Raw genomic sequence first — 17,464 nt, forward strand, 5'->3', positions numbered from 1 at the left:
ACGCGCGCTGGCGGAACTCGGTAACAGGGACGGTCGTGTGGTGGACCTCCATGACCTCAAGTGAACAGCACGCCGAGAGCACTCCAGGGTTTCCATGCTCCACCTGACACGCCGTAGTCTCTGGGCATGACATCCGCAGTCGTGCAGGTACCGGCAAGCGCCGACACTGTCGTCGAGGCGCTCGGCACTCTCGCCCCGGGATGGCGCGACCGAACCGGCATCAGCCACGCCGAGGGCTGGACCAGTGTTCCGATGCGCGCCGACGCCGCCGACCGCTTCGCCCCACTCCTCGCGCGTCTGCTCGGCACAGGTGTCCTCTGCTGGCAGAACGGAGCCGAGGCGTGCCGGGTGACCTTCTTCCAGCCGGACGGCGACATGATCGGGCCGGCCGACACGGCTGATGTCGAGGCACTGGAGGCCTTCGCCAAGGCGTTCGCGAGGCGCCAGGTTCTGCACGTGACACCCACCTCAGGCGGTGATCGCACCCGGCTGCTCGGTGAGGCGTCCGAGTCCGCGGCCTCGGTTTCGGACGACGCGGCCGCCGGGCACCGCGCGCACCGGGCCTTCGCGTCCGTACTGGGAGTGCCGTACCCCGCGCAGGCAGCGCCGGCGGACTCGAATCCGTCAGTGCCCGTACTCTCCGAGGCCAGCGTGCTCTCGGTCGCCGCGCCGCTCCAGCGTCGGCGTCAGCTCGAACAGGCCCGTCACATCCTCAAGTTCGTGGTGTACGCCGCCGTTGTCGGAGCGGTCGCCTCCGTGTTCGAACCCGGTTGGCCGATCAACGCGCTGGTCATCGCGGTCGCTCTGATCCTGTTCGGCATCTGGTTCGGCCTGGGATGGAGGCTGAAGAAGATGCGGCAGGAGCAGCAGACCGCCTCGTGACGCCGAGCCAAGCTCGCTGCCCTCTCGCGATGCCGCGGGTCAGCTCCCCTCGGCCATCCGCTTCATGCGGTCGATCGCGTTCTGAAGGTCGCTTTCCATGGTCATGGTGTCGCGCATGAACTCGTTCATCGCGGCTTCCATCTGAGCGGCGTTCGTGGCGAGCTCCGCAAGATCGGGTTGACCTTCCTCCCCGATCGTCTCGTCCACCACTCGCTGCATCTGGTCGCGCATGTCCGCACGAGCGGCGTTCGCCACCTGTACCAAGACCGCCGCGAAATCCTCGGACGCCATCCTCATCGCTCGCGGATCGAGCTGGATGGACTCGATTCCGTTCTCCTCGGTGTAGGTGACGGTGATGCGTTCGTCCTCACTGGTCGCCGAACCGCTGACCTCTGCGATCCGGCGTTCCATCTCCTGCGCGCGCTGGAGGTTCTCCCGTTGCGCGGCGATGATCGCCTCAGGATCGCGGAGCAGGTCGTTGAAGTCCCAGCTCTCCAGTGCCATGGCTTCCCCCTTCGAGAACTCTCGTCCCGCCTGGTCGGCGTGGATCAGAACCCGGAAAAGTCCGGGATCGCCTTCAGGCCCTTGCGCTTGTACTTCTCCAGCAGGTCTTCCACTGCGCGCAGGCCGGTGTCCTGCAGGGAGTCCCAACCGCCGCCTCCGATGTCGCCGATCTTGTACGAATCCACGGCTGCCGCGTTGGCCGTCATGAGGGTGCAGATGGCCACGTGGCCCAGGCCCACCATGACCATGACCGCCTCCATCACCGGGACGATCTTCTGCGAGATCCTCACCAGCGGGGTGCCGATGCTCCTGATCGTGGCGGCGACCCCCGCGCCGATGCCGAAGGCCCACGACATCGCCATCGCGGCCACCCAGGCGACCGCCAGTGCGGCCAGTACGGTCATGAGTGCGGCAGCGATAGCCAGCTGAATGAACCGCAACATCGCGACGACCGCCGTCAGCGACGCCGTGACGTATCCCAGCTGTTTGGTGGCATCGAGACTGATGCGATACATGTCCAACTGCTCGCCGAACTGCTCCTGGTCCTTCGCCTTCCAGGTCTGCTCGGTGATCGTGGAGCCGTGCTTCACGACGTCGGCGGAAAGCTGGCTGGCGACCTTGGCGGCTTCATGGACCTTGGAGCAGGCATCCATCATCGTCGCGGTGTCGGTCCGGATCAGCGCCAGACGTGGAGGCATGCCGAGTGCGACCTTCGCGGCACCGACACCGGGAAGCTTCACCGGCGCGGCCTTGCCCCAGATCCCGGCCATCTTCCCGCCGCCACCGCCCATGGTGCCCAGCGCGTTGAGCAGGATGCCGCTCTTCTCCGAAGGCATCGGAGTCCACAGCTCCCAGAACGCGAGCGTCGAGGCGATCATCGAGGAGATGAACGCGACCTGTCCGAGGTCCTTGCCCGAGGAGACCGCACCAGCCATCGAGTCGTAGGTGTTGCCCATCAGTTTCCTCCGACGTGGAAGCTGTTGACCTTCTCGGTGGCCTCCCAGTTACGGGAGCAGGCCTGTGCGCCGCGGTTCAGCTCGCCGGCCACCGTCTGCTTCCGTTCGAGTGAGTCTTCGAGAAACGCCGCCGCGAAGAAGAAGCTCATCACGACCAGGAGCCCACCGCCCTGCCCGGCGTCCATCATGGTCGTCTGTGCGTCCGCGCACTTGCGTGAGGCATCCGGCAGGGTGTCGTCGGCGGAACGCTGAAGACGCTTGCCGAGGTCGCTCACGAACTCCCAGTCGACCGCCTTCGATCCCATGGGGAGCAAGGCTACCGGTGGGCGCGGACGAGCCGCGCCGGAGAAGATCCACTCCTGTGGACAAGCAGGTCCGTATCTTCCACGCCGGTCGGACTGGTACCAGGACCGTGTGACCTGGCTTGCGCGGAAGACCGCACGCCGTCGGACACCGGCGAAGGCGCCCCTGGTCCTACCCCGAAGAGGCGAGGCCGTTGGTGCGTCTCGCAGTCAAGGGCCGTAAGTCCTACTTGCGCCATTTGTGGCGCTGGAAGCCCAGACAAGCATGTGTCGGGCGGTATCAATGGTGATACCGTGGCGGCATGGCTATGACGTTGCGATTGACCGACGAAGAGGCCGACGCGCTGAGGGTCCGTGCGGAGTTCGAGCACCGCTCGATGCAGGAGGTGGCGCGTCAGGCGGTGCGCGAATACATCGAGTCACACAGTCGCGCCGATCTGCTCGAGCACGTTCTGGATGAGGAGCTTCCCCGGTACGCAGAGGCGCTGGAGAGACTCGGCCAGTGATTTATCTGACCCTCGCCGAGCTGCTACGGGTGGCGGAGCGGGCCATACGTGGCCCAGTCGAGGTAAGAGACTACGGATTGCTTGAGTCTGCCCTGGCCAGGCCGCGAACCACAGTGTTCGGCGCGGATGCCTACCGGTCACCGCATACGAAGGCTGCCGCCCTTGTGCACTCCTTGGCTCGCAATCATGCCTTGGTAGACGGCAACAAACGCCTGGCACTGGGTGGGCTGATTGCTTTCTACGGTGTGAACGGATACCGGCTCACGTTCTCCAACGACGCGGCGTACGACCTCATCATGGCCATCGCTGCAGGAGAGCTTGACGATGTGGACGTCATCGCTTCAGTACTTGAGCAGGCCATCAAGGTTCGCGAGTAATTGCAGGCGTGGGCCCACTAAGTCCTAGCCGTGCGACCTTATGCGAGGCAGACCGACCTTTTCGTTCATATTTGGCCAAGCTTGCGGAGGGCGGTGGCGACGTCGGCTGACATGGGGTGGGAAGGGCCGAGGTCGGTCAGCAGGGAGCGCAACTCCGCAGCCGCCCGCTGACCGTCGCCGACGGAGGCGTGTAGCGCCGCAGCTTGACGGCGAAGCTCGATGACCTCTTCATCCCGTCGGCCGAACTGACGTTGCTTCGTCGCCAGGACAGGTTCCAGATAGGCGAGCGCCTCGTGCGCATGGCCGAGCGCGGCGTGGCAGGTCGCGATCTGAAGCTTCCAGTGCAGGATGTCCTGGTCGTCAGGCGCTCGCTCGGGCTCGATGTCCTCGACAAGTCGTTCGTACTCCGTCAGCGCGCGGGCGTAGTCGCCGCCGAGCAGGAGGGTGTTCGCCAACTGATGGCGAACGCTGCGTACGTCGGATCGGGACCGGGCCCGTCTCCCGCGGGCAAGCAGGTCGGTGAGAAGCTCCGCCGCCTGGGTGAACCTGCCCGCGTCCACCAAGTCCGCCGCCTCGTCGCGCACGGCAGCGAAGTCCACCGGAGCGGGAGCCGCAAACGCCGGAGCCGCCGAGGAACCGACCGGCTCGCCAGCAGGCGCCGCACCTGGACGCGGTGAGGGTCGCGAAGCACCACGACGCGGGGCGAGCGGGAACCGGTACGGCCGAGTGGGATCGGACGGGACCGCTCGATCCTCCCGCCCAGCCGCAGGAAGGAAGGGGGCCAGCCGGCCGTAGACGTCCTCGGCGTCGGCCGGCCGGTCCTCCGGTTCCTTCGCCATCAGGTCGAGCACCAGCCGCTCCAGCTCCGGCGGCACGTCCGGCCTGGCCAACCGAACCCGAGGCGCCGGCTCCTCGACGTGCCGGCGCATGACCGGGTAGCTCGCCTCGCCGGGAAACGGCCGTACGTCCGCGAGCAGTTCGTAGAGGATGCAGCCCAGGGCGTAGAGATCGCTGCGCGGGCTGGCCACTCCGCCGAGCACCTGCTCGGGCGACATGTACGCCGGGCTGCCGATGGTCTCTCCGGTCGCCGTCAACCTGGTCGCATCAGCCGCCAGCAGCGCAGCCACCCCGAAGTCCAGGACGACGACCGTGCCGTCCGGCCGCAGCATCACGTTGGTCGGCTTCAGGTCTCGGTGCACCAACGACACAGCGTGGGCCGCCGAGAGGATCGAGGCGATCTGCGCCGCGACGGCGACCGCCCACTCGACGGGCAGCGGCTGATGCTGGACGAGGAAGTCCACCAGATCGATGCCCGGCACCAGCTGCATCACGAGATAGAGCTGCTCGCCGTCCGCATCCCGGCTATCAGAGCCTCCAGCGTCCACGCCGGCGTCGAAGATCGCCGGAACGCCGGGATGCTCGACCCGGGCGGTCAGCCTCGCTTCACGCGCGAAGCGCTTGGCCAGCGCTGTCCGCTGCGTCGACGAGGAAACGGTGTGGGCATGGAGGAGCTTGACCGCGACGCGACGGTCGAGCCGGGTGTCGTACCCGGCCCAGACCTCGCCCATCCCACCGCGCCCGATCGGCGACCCGAGCTCGTAGCGCCCCGCCAGCGTCCGCCGTTTCATGATCGATCAGGCTACGTCCTTGCGTAGCGACTCGTACGCGTACCGCCGCGCCAGGCTCTTCAACGCGGAGTTGTAGTCGGGGTTGTCGTTGAACTCCCGGAACATTCTCGTGTTGTTCTCCAGCCGCTCGGCCATCTTGTCCTCGAACGCGTCGTCGAAGACGTGGCCGAAATTGTCCAGGTCGTTGTTCAGGGCGGCGGCCTTCATGAAGTTCGGGTCGTCGGAGATCACGTCGTTGGCGGGCCCGATCACCGCGTCGTGTTCGCCGAGGTTGAGCCCGAACCGTTCGTTGAGGTCGGCGATCAGCTCCGACAGCGACATCTTCTCCGGCTCGTGCTGCTTCCCGCCGCCGTCACCGGTGAAGCCGGGCAGCAACTGTTCGCCTTCGGGATCCAGGCTGACATCGTGCTCGCCGGTCTTGGTGATGCGCAGGTGCGTCAAGTCGACCTTGCCCAGGTCGACGGCCGGATCCTCGCGACGCGGCAGCCGCTGGACGAGCATCTTGCCGTAGACGTAGAGGAGTTCCAGCTCTTCGTCCTGGAAGCCGCAGATCTGCGCCAGGAAGCCGTACTTGCGGATGTAGTCGCGCAGATCCCCCCTGAACTTCTCGGCCTGATCGGGATCGTCCTCCAGCAGTTGCGCGAACCGGTCCCGCGCCGGATCGGTGAGCCGATACAGCTCCGCGTGCGCCTTGTCGAACGCTGTTCCGCGCCGCCGTTCCTGCGCGCGCACGTACTCGTCGAAGAAGGCACGCATCTCCGACTCCACCAGGAGCTGGTGGTCCATCACGGCGCGATGCGCGGTGTAGATGAGGTTCGGGTCGGTCGGGGTGGTGATCGTCGCCTCGTAGAAGGGCCGGAACGCCTTCTGGATGTCGTCGGCCTCGTTGGCGAGGTCGAGTACGAAGAGGTCGTCCTGCTCCTTGCGGGGATGCGTGCGGTTGAGCCGTGAGAGGGTCTGTACGGCAGCAACCCCGGCCAGCGGCTTGTCGACGTACATCGTCGTGAGCAGCGGCTGGTCGAACCCGGTCTGGAACTTCTCCGCCACCACGAGAATGCGGTACTCCGCCTGATCCCGGCTCGCCGCATGCGGGTCGTCGGCCTTGGTGTACGCGAACGCCCTCGGCAACGCGGACTCGCTGATCCCGTTGAGCCCCGACTCGGTCACGGTGTCCGCCTCGAGCCCGTCAACGGCGAGCTTGCCGGAGAAGGCGACCAGCGTCCCGCAGCCGTCGTAGCCGAGATCCTCGACGTACTTCCGGATCGCGCGGTAGAGCTTGACCGCGTGCTCGCGGGACCGGCACACCACCATCGCCTTCGCCCGTCCGCCCAGCCGGCCGCGGGTGTGCTTGACGAAGTGCTCGACGATGAGTTCCGCGCGCTGCTGCATGCTGGCCGGGCTCAGGGTGGCGAACCGCGCGAGGGCCGCGCTGGCCTTGCGTTCGTCCACTTCCCGGTCGTCGGGGTTGCCGTTCGCCAGCCGCCAGTACGTCTTGTAGGTGACGTAGTTGCGGAGTACGTCGAGGATGAAGCCCTCCTCGATCGCCTGCCGCATCGAGTAGACGTGGAACGGCCGCACCTCGCCGTCCCGGTGGGTGCCGAACAGCTCGATCGTCTTCGGCTTCGGCGTCGCGGTGAACGCGAAGTACGACAACGTCTCGTGCTTGCCGCGAGCGAGCGCGGAGGCGGTGAGCGGGTCGGCGTCCTCGTCGATGTCGTCGCTGCCGAGCTTGGTCAGCACCCGCTTCAGCGCGGCAGCGGACTCTCCGGACTGCGAGGAGTGCGCTTCGTCGACGACGATCGCGAACTTCCGCCCGCGCAGGTCGGACACCTTGTCCAAGACGTACGGGAACGTCTGCAGCGTGACGATGAGGATCTTCGCCGTCTCGCCGGACAGCGCCTCGCCGACCTGTTCGGACTTCGCGCCCTCGCCCTTGTGACCGATCTGGCGGACCACGCCGGCCTTGTGCTCGAACTGGTAGATCGTGTCCTGCAACTGCCGGTCGAGCACGTCCCGGTCGGTGATGACGAGCACCTTGTCGAACACCGGCTCGTTGTCGTCCCCGTGCAGGCTGGACAGCCGGTGCGCGAGCCAGGCGATGGTGTTGGACTTGCCCGAGCCGGCGGAGTGCTGCACGAGGTAGTTGTGGCCAGAGCCGTTGTGCGCCGCGTGGTCGACAAGCGAGCGGACAGCGTGCCACTGGTGGTAGCGGGGAAAGATCAGCTTGCGGTTGTGCGGCGTGTCCTTCTTCCCGCCGCCGCTCTTGCCGCCCTTCTCCAGGTGGAGGAAGCGGCGCAGCAGGTCGACCCAGGCGTCCGGCTGCCACACCTCGTCCCACAGGTAGGAGGTGCGGTAGCGGCCGGGGAGCGCGGGCGGGTTGCCCGCACCGCCAGTGTTGCCCGGCCCCGCGGAGCCGGTGTTGAACGGGAGGAACATCGTCTCCGCGCCGGCCAGCCGGGTGGTGAGGAACACCAGCTCCTGGTCGACCGCGAAGTGCACCAGCGTGCGGCGGGCGAAGATCAGCTCGTTCGGGTCGCGGTCTCGGCGGTACTGCTTCTTGGCGTCCTCGACGGTCTGGCCGGTGTAGTTGTTCTTCAGCTCGGCGGTGGCGACGGGGATGCCGTTGACGAAGAGGGTGAGGTCGAGTTCGTTCCCGGGGGCCTTCTCGGAGTACGCGAGCTGGCGGGTGACGGTCAGGCGGTTCTTCTCGTACTGCACCAGCGCGTTGTCGGCGAGGGTGTGGGCGGGCCGGAAGTACGCCAGCCGGATGAGCACGCCGCGGTCCTTCACCCCGTGCCGCAGGACGTCGAGCGTGCCGCGCTCGTCGATCTGCTTGGCCACGTGGGCCGCGAACCGGTGCTGGGCCTCGGCGACGTCACCTCCGTAGAAGGCGCGAAGGCGCTCCCACTCGTCGTTCTGGGTGGCGCCGATGAAGGTCGCCAGCTCCTCCAGGTCGAGCCCGAGCTTCTTGTCGTACGCCGTGCGCAGACCGGCGTGCCAGCCGGACTCGATCAGGCTGGCCTCGATCGCGTTCTCGAACTCACCCTCGTCGTGTACTGCCACGTTCCCCCCTGCTGTCGCGCTGAAATGTCGAAGCTACTCGGTCGGCCGAGCCCGAGTCGATGCTGCTAGGCGACACATCCGTCGGCGCGGTGCGTCGCCAAGCACGCATGTGCGGATGCGTGCTCCTCGGCGCTGGGTGCCTGTCTGCGAGCTCACACCCGAACTCCCGAACTCGCCGTCGTGACGTCCAGCTGACCCGTTACTGCCGCCGTGATCAGCGCCTGCCGCCGCTCGCTGAGTAGTAGTAGTTGTCGATCCAGGGCGCTAGCCAGGTATGACTGCGATTCCGTTAACTGGCCTGCTTGGTTCACGACCTTCAGTTGCGCCTCCAATGCCAAGGCTGGCACGGGCAGCGACATGACCTTCGCGCTGCTAGTCGTGGCTATCCCTACTTGATTGGATGTAAAGCGAAAATACCGGCGGCCATGTACCGAGGCGAGAACTGCTGCAAGATAGTCCGAGCTAAGCAGCTTAGGGTCTGGTCGAATAGCGAAAATGTGATTTTGATGTATCATCTCGGGAATCTCATTGCGCCATACTGCCCCACGCCCGAGATTGTCTGGGTTGCCGTTTGCTTCGGTGATTACCACGTCGCCGAACTGGAGCGTGGAAAGCCGGGCGGCAGACCGTTCTACACGAATAGATTTTACTTGCGTAAGATCGATTCGGCCATCCTGTACGTTCGCTACTCGTAGATACGGCCTAACCACGTCGGACTCGCTGACCTTTCTAGACGCATTAACCATGACGCCTGTCTGCACGCGAGCGATATGACCAAGCCGTACGAATTCCTGGGCGGCAGGGAGCCAAGGCCAGTCGGTAGACCGCCGGCAGTCTGTAGAAATTCCCGGAGTTACTAGCTCGGAAACCGCAGCGAGATGTCGTTCGTTAAGGAGATCAATTTGCTTGCTCCGAGCGACCCTCGTTTGGTCGAGTCGGGAGGTCTCGGCGTCGAGGAAGTCGGCGATGCGTCGCTGTTCTTCGAGGTCTGGAGCGGGACATGCAGTCCTCGAGAGCGGCTCGAGGTTCAAGGACCTGAAAGTGGCCCCACCAACACTTGCGTCCCAGAAGCTCCGCGCCAGTTTCGACTGGAGTGCCCAGAAGAGGAAGCGTCCGCACATCGAACGTCCCGGTGCGACCCGGGCAGTGCCCTGCGTGAGATTGGCTCCGTCAAGCTCGGCCGGAACTGTCATAATCTTTCCGTATGACGGGCCGATAGAGACGACCAAGTCTCCTGGAGTCACGCGGGAACGCTTGTAGGCCCGGGCAATCTCGAGGCTCGTCTTGCGGAGCTGAGCCGGATCTGCGACGCCGTCGGTCTCGGTCATATCCACGGGTCGGATATATGGGACGCCGCCGGGCACGTCTTCGCCGGCTTGAACGATCCCGTAGGTGATGGGGCGCTTTGGATCTACCAAGCGCCTTAGCGGGAGCACGTCCCACATCACTCGGTCACCTCGGTGAGGAGTCGCTGGATCTGGGCTTCGAGGTCCTTCAGCTCGGCGTCTATCTCTTCGAGGGGGCGGGGTGGGACGTACTTGTAGAAGTGGCGGGTGAAGGGGATCTCGTACCCGACCTTGGTCTTCGAGTGGTCCACCCAGGCATCGGGCACGTGGGGGAGCACCTCGCGCCGCATGTACTCGTCGATGTCCTGGTCAAGCGGTACGATCTCGTAGTCACGCAGGTCCGGATCGGGCAACGAGTCACCGTGCCGGTCTGTCTGGAGTTCGCCCTCAGGATCGGACACCGAGACCGTGGACCACACTGCCTTGTCAACGGGAGCCGACAGCTTGCCCAGCGGCACCAATGTCTCCTTCAGCGTCCGAGCGAACTCCACCTTCCGGAACGCCGCCGGACGACCGAGCAACCCGCGCAGGAGGTCGAGAAGCTTGTCCCGCTCGGAGTACTTCGCCAGCGGCTTCGCCACCTCCAGCTCGACCAGCGCGTCCTCGGTAACCTCGAACCGCAGCTTCAGCGGTCGCTCGACCGTGATCCGGTGATACCCGAAGTCGCGCGGCGCGAAGACCTTCACCTTCTCGTGCATCGGGTGCGACTCGTCCGTGGCGGCCGTCAGAGCCTCGCCATACAGGCGGGTGAGCGTGGCGATCTCCGCTTCCGGCACGTACTTCCGCTTGTCACCAAGAGACTTCCGCATCTTCGACCAGTGCTCACGCGCGTCCAGTAGGATCACCTTGCCCTTGTGGGCGGCGTCCTTGCGGTTGGACAGGATCCAGAAGTACGTCGAGATGCCGGTGTTGTAGAAGAGCTGGTCCGGCAGCGCGACGATCGCCTCCAGCCAGTCGTTCTCCAGGATCCACTGGCGAATCTTCGACTCACCCGACTCGGCCGCGCCGGTGAACAGCGGCGAGCCGTTGAAGACGATCGCCAACCGCGAGCCACCGTCCTCGGGCTTTTTCATGTGGTGGATCATGTGCTGCAGGAACAGCAGTGAGCCGTCGTTGATCCGCGGCAGCCCGGCGCCGAAGCGGCCGGCGAACCCGATCTTCGCCTCGTTCTCGATCTCGCTCTTGACCTTCTTCCACTCCACGCCGAACGGCGGGTTAGCCAGCAGGTAGTGGAACTTCTCGCCGTAGTGCTTGTCGTGGCTGAATGAGTTCCCGAGCTTGATGTTCTCGGAGTTCTCACCCTTGATCATCATGTCCGACTTGCAGATGGCGTAGGACTCGGCGTTCAGCTCCTGGCCGAATGGGAACACCCGCGCGTGCGGGTTGTGCTCCTGGATGAACTCCTCGGCCGCGGTCAGCATCCCGCCCGTCCCGCACGCCGGGTCGAAGACCCTGCGCACTACGCCGGGCGTCGTGAGCTCTGCTTCGTCGGGAGCAAGCAGCAGGTTGACCATCAGCCGGATGACCTCGCGCGGCGTGAAGTGCTCACCGGCGGTCTCGTTCGAGATTTCGGAGAACTTCCGGATCAGCTCCTCGAACGCGTAGCCCATGTCGTGGTTGCTGACCCGCTCCGGGCTCAGGTCGATCTCGGTGAACTTCGACGCCACCTGATACGTCAGTCCGGCACCGTCGAGCCGCTGCAGCTGTCCGTAGAAGTCGAATGCCTCGAAGATGTCCTCGACGTTCTGGGAAAACGCTCCGACGTAGGCCTTGAGGTTGCTGGTCACGTTGTCCTGGTCGCGGACTGCCGCGCCGAAGGTGAGCTTCGAGGTGTTGTAGAAGTCGACCTTCGCGGCCCGCTTGAGAAGGCGATCCGTGTTCTCGACACCCTTCGTCACCAACTCCGCCCGCCGGGCGAGCACGGCGTCCTTCGTCGGGGCCAGCACGCAGTCCAGGCGGCGCAGCACCGTGAACGGCAAGATCACCTTGCCGTACTCCGACTGCTTGTAGTCACCGCGCAGCAGGTCGGCGACGGACCAGATGAACGCGGCCAGGTTCGTGTGGGTCGTACTCACGCTTCTCCTTGTCGGGTCGCACCGATCATGGCAGTGCGGGTAGGTCGACGGTACGACGTTCGGTCAGATCAGGGTGCCGTTGGCGAGGCCCTCGGCGAGTTGGTCGGTGAGCTCGCACCCGAGCCGGCGGGCACGGGCGAGCTCCTCACGAAAGCTGCGGAGCAGGCGGAACCGCTCACCGAGCTGACGCTGGGTCCGCAGGTCGAGCACGGGTATCTCGATGCGGCGTACGTCCAGGCGATGGATGCCCGACATCGTGCCCGAACTCGCTCTCGCGGCCGACTCCGCGCCGAGCTGCCCGGCGAGGAAGTCGACGTCCAGGACATCGGTGTCGACTCGAACGAGATAAAGGTTCGGACCCAGCAGCAGGTCCTCGTCGGTGACCACCCAGGGGCGGATGTGGCCGTCGTTCGCCACCGTCGGGACGACCAGGTCGCCAGGGCGGAGTTCGATCAGTCCCTCCGGCGCCTCGCCGACGACTCGCGTGCTCGGGGGTGTTCCGGTGGCGATGTCCCGGGCGGTGAGCACGAGGGGACCGTCCGCGTGCTCGTCGGCGTCCAGCCGTCCCATCGACTTCTGCAGCGTCAGGGCGCCGGCGCGGGCGAGGTCGCCGATCGTCGTGGTGGTGCGGGCCGCGGCCTCCGCCGAAGAGATCTCGGGTAACAGGGAGGGAAGGTGCCGGAGCAGCTTCACGACCTCGGTGCGGGAGGCCTCCAGCGCGCGCGGGTCGAGTGGCGCCTCGGGCGGCGGCAGGTGACGCGCGGGCGTCAGGTCGACGTCCTCGTCGAGCAGGTCGATCGGCTCGACCACTCGCTGCCGCCCGGGGATCTCCACGACCTCGCCGGTTCGCGTGAACGCCCGCCACGGCTCGAGCACCGACTCGGTGAGCGACTCCCAGTCGACCTGCCCGCGGCGTGCGGGCCGAAGGTGACTGGTGTCCACCAACAGGATCGGCTCGGCCCCACGCGAATCCGGGCCGCGCAGCACCCACAGGTGCATGCCGACGCCGGTGGACATCAGGCTCCCGCCGGGTAGGCCGATCATTGCCCGCAGCACACCGCGGCGCAGGAGCGCCTGCCGGATCGCGCGGCCGGATCGGCGAGAGGCCACCCCCTCGGTCAGCAGAAGTACGACGAGACCTCCGGGGCGAACGTGGGCGAGGCAGTGCTGCAGCCACGCCAGCTCCGACTCGACCTTCGGCGGCAGGCCGTACTCCCATCGGGGGTCGAAGCCGAGTTCGTCGTGTCCCCACTCTCGGACCGCGAACGGCGGAGTACACAGCACCGCGTCCGCGCGCAGCTCGGGGAAGGCGTCTGCGCGAAGCGAGTCCCCCGCGTCGACCCGGCTGTCGGCGTGCAGGCTCGAGCGCGCCTGGGCCAGGCGGGCGAGCGCGGGGTGCAGCTCCTGCCCGTACAGCGAGGTCGCACCGTGCTCGGCGGCGGCCCGCAGGAGACCACCGGGACCACAGGCCGGGTCGAACACCGTGCTCGCGCCGGCGGTGATGCGCGCCATCAGGTCCGTGAGCGGAGCGGGTGTGAACAGGTGCTGACGCTGCTGGAGGCCGAACACCTCCTCGCAGAGGTCTTCCACGATGTCGGCGGGCGACTCGTCCGCCAGCCTCTCGAGCGCGTCCTGGACGCCTGCGGGAAGGGTGACGGTCGCGGTCGGGTCCGCGAGGTGGGTGGCCACGTCCGCGAGTAGTTCGAGCAGCTCCGGCTCGTCCCGGCCGGCGTCGATGGCCCTCCACAGCGCTTCCCGACCGCTGAGTTCACGGACCTTCCCCTGCTCGCGAAGCCACGTGTCGACGGCCGACAGGACGAACCGCGGGTTCGCCGCGGAACCCTCAACAGGGTCCGGGAAGTCGATGTGCCGCTTGCGCCAGTTGCTGACCGCGGCGCGGCCCACGCCCGCGATGCGAGCGACCTCCGCCGCAGTCACAAGTACGTCATCAGGCATGGACACCTTCCTTCAAGTTCGTGGACAGGCTAGCACGCATCGGGACATGTGTTGACATGTCTGTCCATCATCCGCTTAACTTGCACCGCACACACCGGAAGACGCGGGGTCGACGGAACGGTGTGCAGCCTTTGGGGGGCACTCATGAGCAACACGTTCGACAACGCGACGACGCAGGAGCCGCAGCCGATCCAGCCGGCGAAGCCGCCGAAGAAGAAGCGGCGCTGGCCGTTCGTCCTGGCCGCACCGCTCGCGTTCTTCCTCGGAATCGCCATCGGAGCGTCCGGCGGCGACACCGCCACCGCGACCGCCGAAGCGGAGCCGACGCCGGCGAAGACCGTCGAGGTGACGGTCCCGGGCCCGACGAAGACGGTCAAGGTTCCGGTGCCGGGTCCCACAGTCACGGTCACGGCGAAGCCGGCTGGTCCGTCAGGCTCGATCCCCGGTGACGGAGTCTTCCTGGTCGGATCCGACATCAAGGCCGGCACTTACCGCGCCGGCAACGACTCGGGGAACTGCTACTGGGCGCGGCTGTCCGGGACGTCCGGTGAACTCGGCGACATCCTCGCCAACGACAACCCGAGCGGTCCGGCGCTGGTGACCATCCGGTCGTCCGACAAGGCGTTCAGCAGCGCGCGCTGCGGCGAGTGGACTCGCGTCCAATAGGGGGATGGACGCGACCGACGCGTCCGGTGGGGGGACCGGACGTGCCCCGCGCCCGATGGGGGACGGGCGCGACCCGGCGTCTGATGGGGGATCAGACGCGCAGGGGACGTGGGTGGGACCGGCTGGGGGGTGCGGTCCCACCCACACCACCCTCACTCGGATCGAGCTCCTCGTGATCGGTCCACAACTGGCCACCGACCTCGCGTGGGATGCGTCTGGTCGCTGGTCGGAGGATCCTTGCCGCGGTACGCGGTCGAGCATTCGCAGGAAGCAAGAGTCGACAACGCAACAGTGCGCCGGGGGGCGACGATGTGCGACGCGAACGAACAGACAGCCGGCGAAGCCGGACCAAACGACAAGCACCTGATCGATGCGGTGCTCGACTTGGCCGCCAAGGACACCAACCTGTCTGACGAGGCCGAGCTGGTCGTCCTGGCCGCGATGCAAGACGACCAGTCGCTGGCTGCCGCGCTCGGCGGCGACTATCCGACCCGACCCCAGCCGCGCCCTGAAACCCTGAGTTCTGAGCAGGCCGTGGCCGAGCCGGTCGGGGCCTTCATTCAGTCGATCCGGGTGAAAAGCTTCCGAGGGATCGGTCCCGAGGCGGAGCTGAAACTCACGCCGGCACCTGGTCTCACGGTGGTGGCGGGACGCAACGGCTCGGGCAAGTCCAGCTTCGCCGAGGCGTTCGAGGTCGCGCTCACCGGGACCAGCTACCGCTGGAGTCACAGCGCACGAGCTTTCCAGGTGCACTGGCGGAACCTCCACGCCGGAGACCCTCGCCATATCCGGGTCGACCTCGCAGAAGAGGGCGTCGGTACGACCACCGTCGGGGTGGACTGGGAGGGGGAGGCGGACTTCGACGCCTGCTCCACCTGGGTGCAACGCAAGGGGCAGCCACGTGAGGCCGGCGTGTCGAGCCTTGGCTGGGACCGCGCGCTGGAGCTGTACCGGCCGATCCTGTCGTACGAGGAACTCGGCGGTCTGCTGGAAGCCCGACCTAGCGACCTCTACGACGCGCTCGCCGTCCTTCTCGGCCTCGAACGTGTCACTGATGCGCAGCAGCGTCTGGCCGCCGCAGTGAAGAGGTTGCAGCCGTCGAAGAGTTTCCGGGATGAGAGCGCCGACCTCAAGCGGCTGCTCGCAGACGCCACCGACGAACGGGCCCGGCAGGCGTACGCGCAACTGCGGAAGCACCGCCCCGACCTGGACAGTCTGCAGGCGCTGGCCACCGGCACTTCCGGGCCCGTCAACAGCGATGTCTCGGCGCTCCAGGCGCTGACCCGAATTCACGTCCCCTCCCGCGAGGAGGTCGTGAACGCCGCGCGGGACCTGCGTGTCGCTGCGGAGGACCTGTCCGCGGCGGAAGGCACAGCGGAGGCCGTAGCCGAGCGTCGCACTACGCTTCTCCGGGAGGCGCTGAAGCTCCACGGTGACCACGGCGACGGGTCCTGTCCCGTGTGCGGCGAGGGGACGCTCGACGCGGCCTGGCGGACGCGGGTGGAGGAGGAACTCACCCGCGAGGACGAACGCCTGCGCGAGCAGCGAGAGCGACGCCGGCGGTTGGACGCCGCGCGTACGGCGGTCGAGGAGCTGATCCGCGGCGTGGAGGCACCCAGCTACCAGGGACAGACGTCTCTCGAGGCTCTCGACGCCGCACACGCCGCCGTCCAGCTTTGGGCGCGGCCGACCGCGGAGGACGCCACGCGGGCCGCCCATCTGGTGGAGACGTACGACGGATTGTCGTCCGCGATCGCGGCGCTCCGGTCCGAGGCGGTGGTAGCAGTTACCGCGCAGCAGGACGCGTGGGCACCGCTGGCCGGCCGACTGGCCCGCTGGGTCACGGAAGCTCGCGAGCTGCGGCAGAGCGAACCGACGTTGAAGCTGGCCAAGTCCGCGCTGGACTTCGTGAAGAGCAATGCAACCGACCTGCGTAATCAGGCATTGGAGCCACTGGCGGGAAAGGCGCGCTCGATCTGGGGCGCGCTGAAACAGGAGAGCAACGTCGACCTCGGCAGCATCCAACTGGACGGCAGTTCGACGAGACGGCACGTGAAGGTGTTGGCCGAGGTGGATGGCGTAGAAGCTGGAGCGCTGGGCGTGATGAGCCAGGGCGAACTCCACGCACTGGCGCTCGCGCTGTTTCTACCGCGCGCCACCGCGGATGCCAGCCCGTTCCGGTTCATCGTGCTGGATGATCCGATCCAGGCGATGGACCCGGAGAAGGTGGACGGATTCACCCGGGTGCTGGCGAAGTTGGCTGAGGACCGCCAGGTGATCGTGCTCTCCCACGATGACCGCCTGCCGGAGGCCGTACGCCGGACGGTGAAGGGTGCGCGGATCCTTGAGGTGTGCCGTCAGGCGGACTCCGTGGTGCAGGTGGCCTCCTGTGAGGATCCGGCCAAGCGGTACCTGAATGACGCGTTCGCCCTGACCAGGGACCTGAAGGTGCCGAACGACGTGCAGACCCGCGTGCTCCCCGGCCTGTGCCGGATGGCGGTCGAAGCCGTGGCACGGGACGTCTACATGACTAGGCGGTACGCCGCGGGGAAGAGCCGGGCCGACACCGAGGCCGCCTGGCAGGCGGCGGTAACCCCGTACCAGCGCATCGCGCTTGCTGTGCCGCACGACCACGAGGCGGACCTGCACAGGTGGTTCGACGTAAAGCAGTACCGACGGTCCGCATGGAGGGTCGTGACCAGAGGCGTCCACGGAGGCGTGCATCACGTTCCGCGTGGCATGGTCGAGGACGTAAAGCGCCTCGTCGAGGACATCCGGTCAGGTGCTGCCTGATGACAGCGGTGGGGACGGTATCGGCGGGCGTACTCCTGGGCTACGCGCGGGCTGTCCTGTCCGGCACGACGGCCATGCCCAAGACTCGAGCGCCGCGGATAGCCGCGGTGCTTGCCCGGCAGGCACTCGAAGAGACAGTGCAGCAGTTGTGTACCAGTGCCGGAGCGCCGCTGTCGGACGCGACGATGCGGTCGCGACTCATCAGCCTTCGGTTTCTGGTCAGTCGCGACCACGCAGGCAGGATCGCTGACCTGGCAGAGGCGGCGTGGAACGGACTCAGCGGCGCCTGCCACCACCACGCGTTCGAGCTCACACCTACCGTGGGCGAGGTGCATGGCTTGATCAACTGTGTCGCCGAACTGACAGTCTTCGCGAGCACCGTCGCTGCGAAGACCGCGGACGAACGATGA

At 66.7% G+C, this 17,464-nt stretch carries 14 protein-coding genes; 6 read left to right on the forward strand and 8 right to left on the reverse strand.

Annotation, left to right across the window (positions count from 1 at the left end; all coding sequences use genetic code 11):
* The first annotated feature begins 126 nt into the window (after nucleotides 1–126).
* Complete coding sequence (locus tag F4554_RS01680) at nucleotides 127–882, forward strand: hypothetical protein (protein ID WP_179785724.1); 756 nt, start codon at nucleotides 127–129, stop codon at nucleotides 880–882.
* A 39-nt stretch (nucleotides 883–921) separates the two neighbouring features.
* On the opposite strand, the gene F4554_RS01685 is transcribed toward F4554_RS01680, so the two are convergent.
* From F4554_RS01685 to F4554_RS01695, 3 genes are read right to left on the reverse strand one after another with little or no spacing between them, the layout of a single operon-like run.
* Entirely contained in the window at nucleotides 922–1,386 is a 465-nt protein-coding gene (locus F4554_RS01685; protein ID WP_179785725.1) for a YbaB/EbfC family nucleoid-associated protein, read from the reverse strand.
* A gap of 44 nt (nucleotides 1,387–1,430) precedes the next feature.
* Nucleotides 1,431–2,342, reverse strand: a complete 912-nt coding sequence (locus F4554_RS01690) for a hypothetical protein (protein WP_179785726.1) — start codon at nucleotides 2,340–2,342, stop codon at nucleotides 1,431–1,433.
* Nucleotides 2,342–2,647: a hypothetical protein gene (locus F4554_RS01695; RefSeq protein ID WP_092650815.1), complete on the reverse strand. Its 306-nt coding sequence runs from the start codon at nucleotides 2,645–2,647 to the stop codon at nucleotides 2,342–2,344. Before F4554_RS01695 ends, F4554_RS01690 begins: the two co-directional genes overlap by 1 nt.
* A gap of 299 nt (nucleotides 2,648–2,946) precedes the next feature.
* Between F4554_RS01695 and F4554_RS01700 the strand changes: the two genes are divergently transcribed.
* Nucleotides 2,947–3,150, forward strand: coding sequence for a DUF6290 family protein (locus tag F4554_RS01700; protein WP_179785727.1), 204 nt, complete (start codon nucleotides 2,947–2,949; stop codon nucleotides 3,148–3,150).
* Nucleotides 3,147–3,527: a type II toxin-antitoxin system death-on-curing family toxin gene (locus tag F4554_RS01705; RefSeq protein WP_179785728.1), complete on the forward strand. Its 381-nt coding sequence runs from the start codon at nucleotides 3,147–3,149 to the stop codon at nucleotides 3,525–3,527. Before F4554_RS01700 ends, F4554_RS01705 begins: the two co-directional genes overlap by 4 nt.
* Nucleotides 3,528–3,592: 65 nt before the next feature.
* Here F4554_RS01705 and F4554_RS01710 read toward each other — a convergent pair whose 3' ends face one another.
* From F4554_RS01710 to F4554_RS01730, 5 genes are all read right to left on the reverse strand, one after another.
* Nucleotides 3,593–5,155 (reverse strand): serine/threonine-protein kinase, encoded by a 1,563-nt coding sequence (locus tag F4554_RS01710; protein ID WP_179785729.1) that lies wholly within the window; start codon nucleotides 5,153–5,155, stop codon nucleotides 3,593–3,595.
* Between the two features lie 6 nt (nucleotides 5,156–5,161).
* Complete coding sequence (locus tag F4554_RS01715; RefSeq protein WP_179785730.1) at nucleotides 5,162–8,218, reverse strand: DEAD/DEAH box helicase family protein; 3,057 nt, start codon at nucleotides 8,216–8,218, stop codon at nucleotides 5,162–5,164.
* A 152-nt stretch (nucleotides 8,219–8,370) separates the two neighbouring features.
* Nucleotides 8,371–9,663: a restriction endonuclease subunit S gene (locus F4554_RS01720; protein ID WP_179785731.1), complete on the reverse strand. Its 1,293-nt coding sequence runs from the start codon at nucleotides 9,661–9,663 to the stop codon at nucleotides 8,371–8,373.
* Complete coding sequence (locus F4554_RS01725) at nucleotides 9,663–11,639, reverse strand: N-6 DNA methylase (protein ID WP_179785732.1); 1,977 nt, start codon at nucleotides 11,637–11,639, stop codon at nucleotides 9,663–9,665. The genes F4554_RS01720 and F4554_RS01725 overlap by 1 nt, the downstream gene beginning before the upstream one ends.
* A gap of 63 nt (nucleotides 11,640–11,702) precedes the next feature.
* Entirely contained in the window at nucleotides 11,703–13,595 is a 1,893-nt protein-coding gene (locus tag F4554_RS01730; protein WP_179785733.1) for an N-6 DNA methylase, read from the reverse strand.
* Between the two features lie 144 nt (nucleotides 13,596–13,739).
* On the opposite strand from F4554_RS01730, the gene F4554_RS01735 reads away from it, so the two are divergent.
* The 3 genes from F4554_RS01735 to F4554_RS01745 all read left to right on the forward strand — a co-directional run bounded on the left by F4554_RS01735 (nucleotide 13,740) and on the right by F4554_RS01745 (nucleotide 17,464).
* A complete protein-coding gene (locus F4554_RS01735; protein WP_179785734.1) occupies nucleotides 13,740–14,261 on the forward strand; it encodes a hypothetical protein in 522 nt (173 codons plus the stop codon).
* Nucleotides 14,262–14,570: 309 nt separating this feature from the next.
* Nucleotides 14,571–17,054, forward strand: coding sequence for an AAA family ATPase (locus F4554_RS01740; protein ID WP_179785735.1), 2,484 nt, complete (start codon nucleotides 14,571–14,573; stop codon nucleotides 17,052–17,054).
* Complete coding sequence (locus tag F4554_RS01745) at nucleotides 17,054–17,464, forward strand: hypothetical protein (protein WP_179785736.1); 411 nt, start codon at nucleotides 17,054–17,056, stop codon at nucleotides 17,462–17,464. Before F4554_RS01740 ends, F4554_RS01745 begins: the two co-directional genes overlap by 1 nt.

Source organism: Actinopolymorpha rutila (assembly GCF_013407855.1).
Taxonomy (GTDB): domain Bacteria; phylum Actinomycetota; class Actinomycetes; order Propionibacteriales; family Actinopolymorphaceae; genus Actinopolymorpha; species Actinopolymorpha rutila.

Bases quoted from the DNA above. Each gene is read 5' to 3' on its own strand.
- F4554_RS01680 (WP_179785724.1), top strand. From the start codon at position 127: ATGACATCCGCAGTCGTGCAGGTACCGGCAAGCGCCGACACTGTCGTC.
- F4554_RS01685 (WP_179785725.1), bottom strand. From the start codon at position 1,386: ATGGCACTGGAGAGCTGGGACTTCAACGACCTGCTCCGCGATCCTGAG.
- F4554_RS01690 (WP_179785726.1), bottom strand. From the start codon at position 2,342: ATGGGCAACACCTACGACTCGATGGCTGGTGCGGTCTCCTCGGGCAAG.
- F4554_RS01695 (WP_092650815.1), bottom strand. From the start codon at position 2,647: ATGGGATCGAAGGCGGTCGACTGGGAGTTCGTGAGCGACCTCGGCAAG.
- F4554_RS01700 (WP_179785727.1), top strand. From the start codon at position 2,947: ATGGCTATGACGTTGCGATTGACCGACGAAGAGGCCGACGCGCTGAGG.
- F4554_RS01710 (WP_179785729.1), bottom strand. From the start codon at position 5,155: ATGAAACGGCGGACGCTGGCGGGGCGCTACGAGCTCGGGTCGCCGATC.
- F4554_RS01720 (WP_179785731.1), bottom strand. From the start codon at position 9,663: ATGTGGGACGTGCTCCCGCTAAGGCGCTTGGTAGATCCAAAGCGCCCC.
- F4554_RS01730 (WP_179785733.1), bottom strand. From the start codon at position 13,595: ATGCCTGATGACGTACTTGTGACTGCGGCGGAGGTCGCTCGCATCGCG.
- F4554_RS01735 (WP_179785734.1), top strand. From the start codon at position 13,740: ATGAGCAACACGTTCGACAACGCGACGACGCAGGAGCCGCAGCCGATC.
- F4554_RS01740 (WP_179785735.1), top strand. From the start codon at position 14,571: ATGTGCGACGCGAACGAACAGACAGCCGGCGAAGCCGGACCAAACGAC.
- F4554_RS01745 (WP_179785736.1), top strand. From the start codon at position 17,054: ATGACAGCGGTGGGGACGGTATCGGCGGGCGTACTCCTGGGCTACGCG.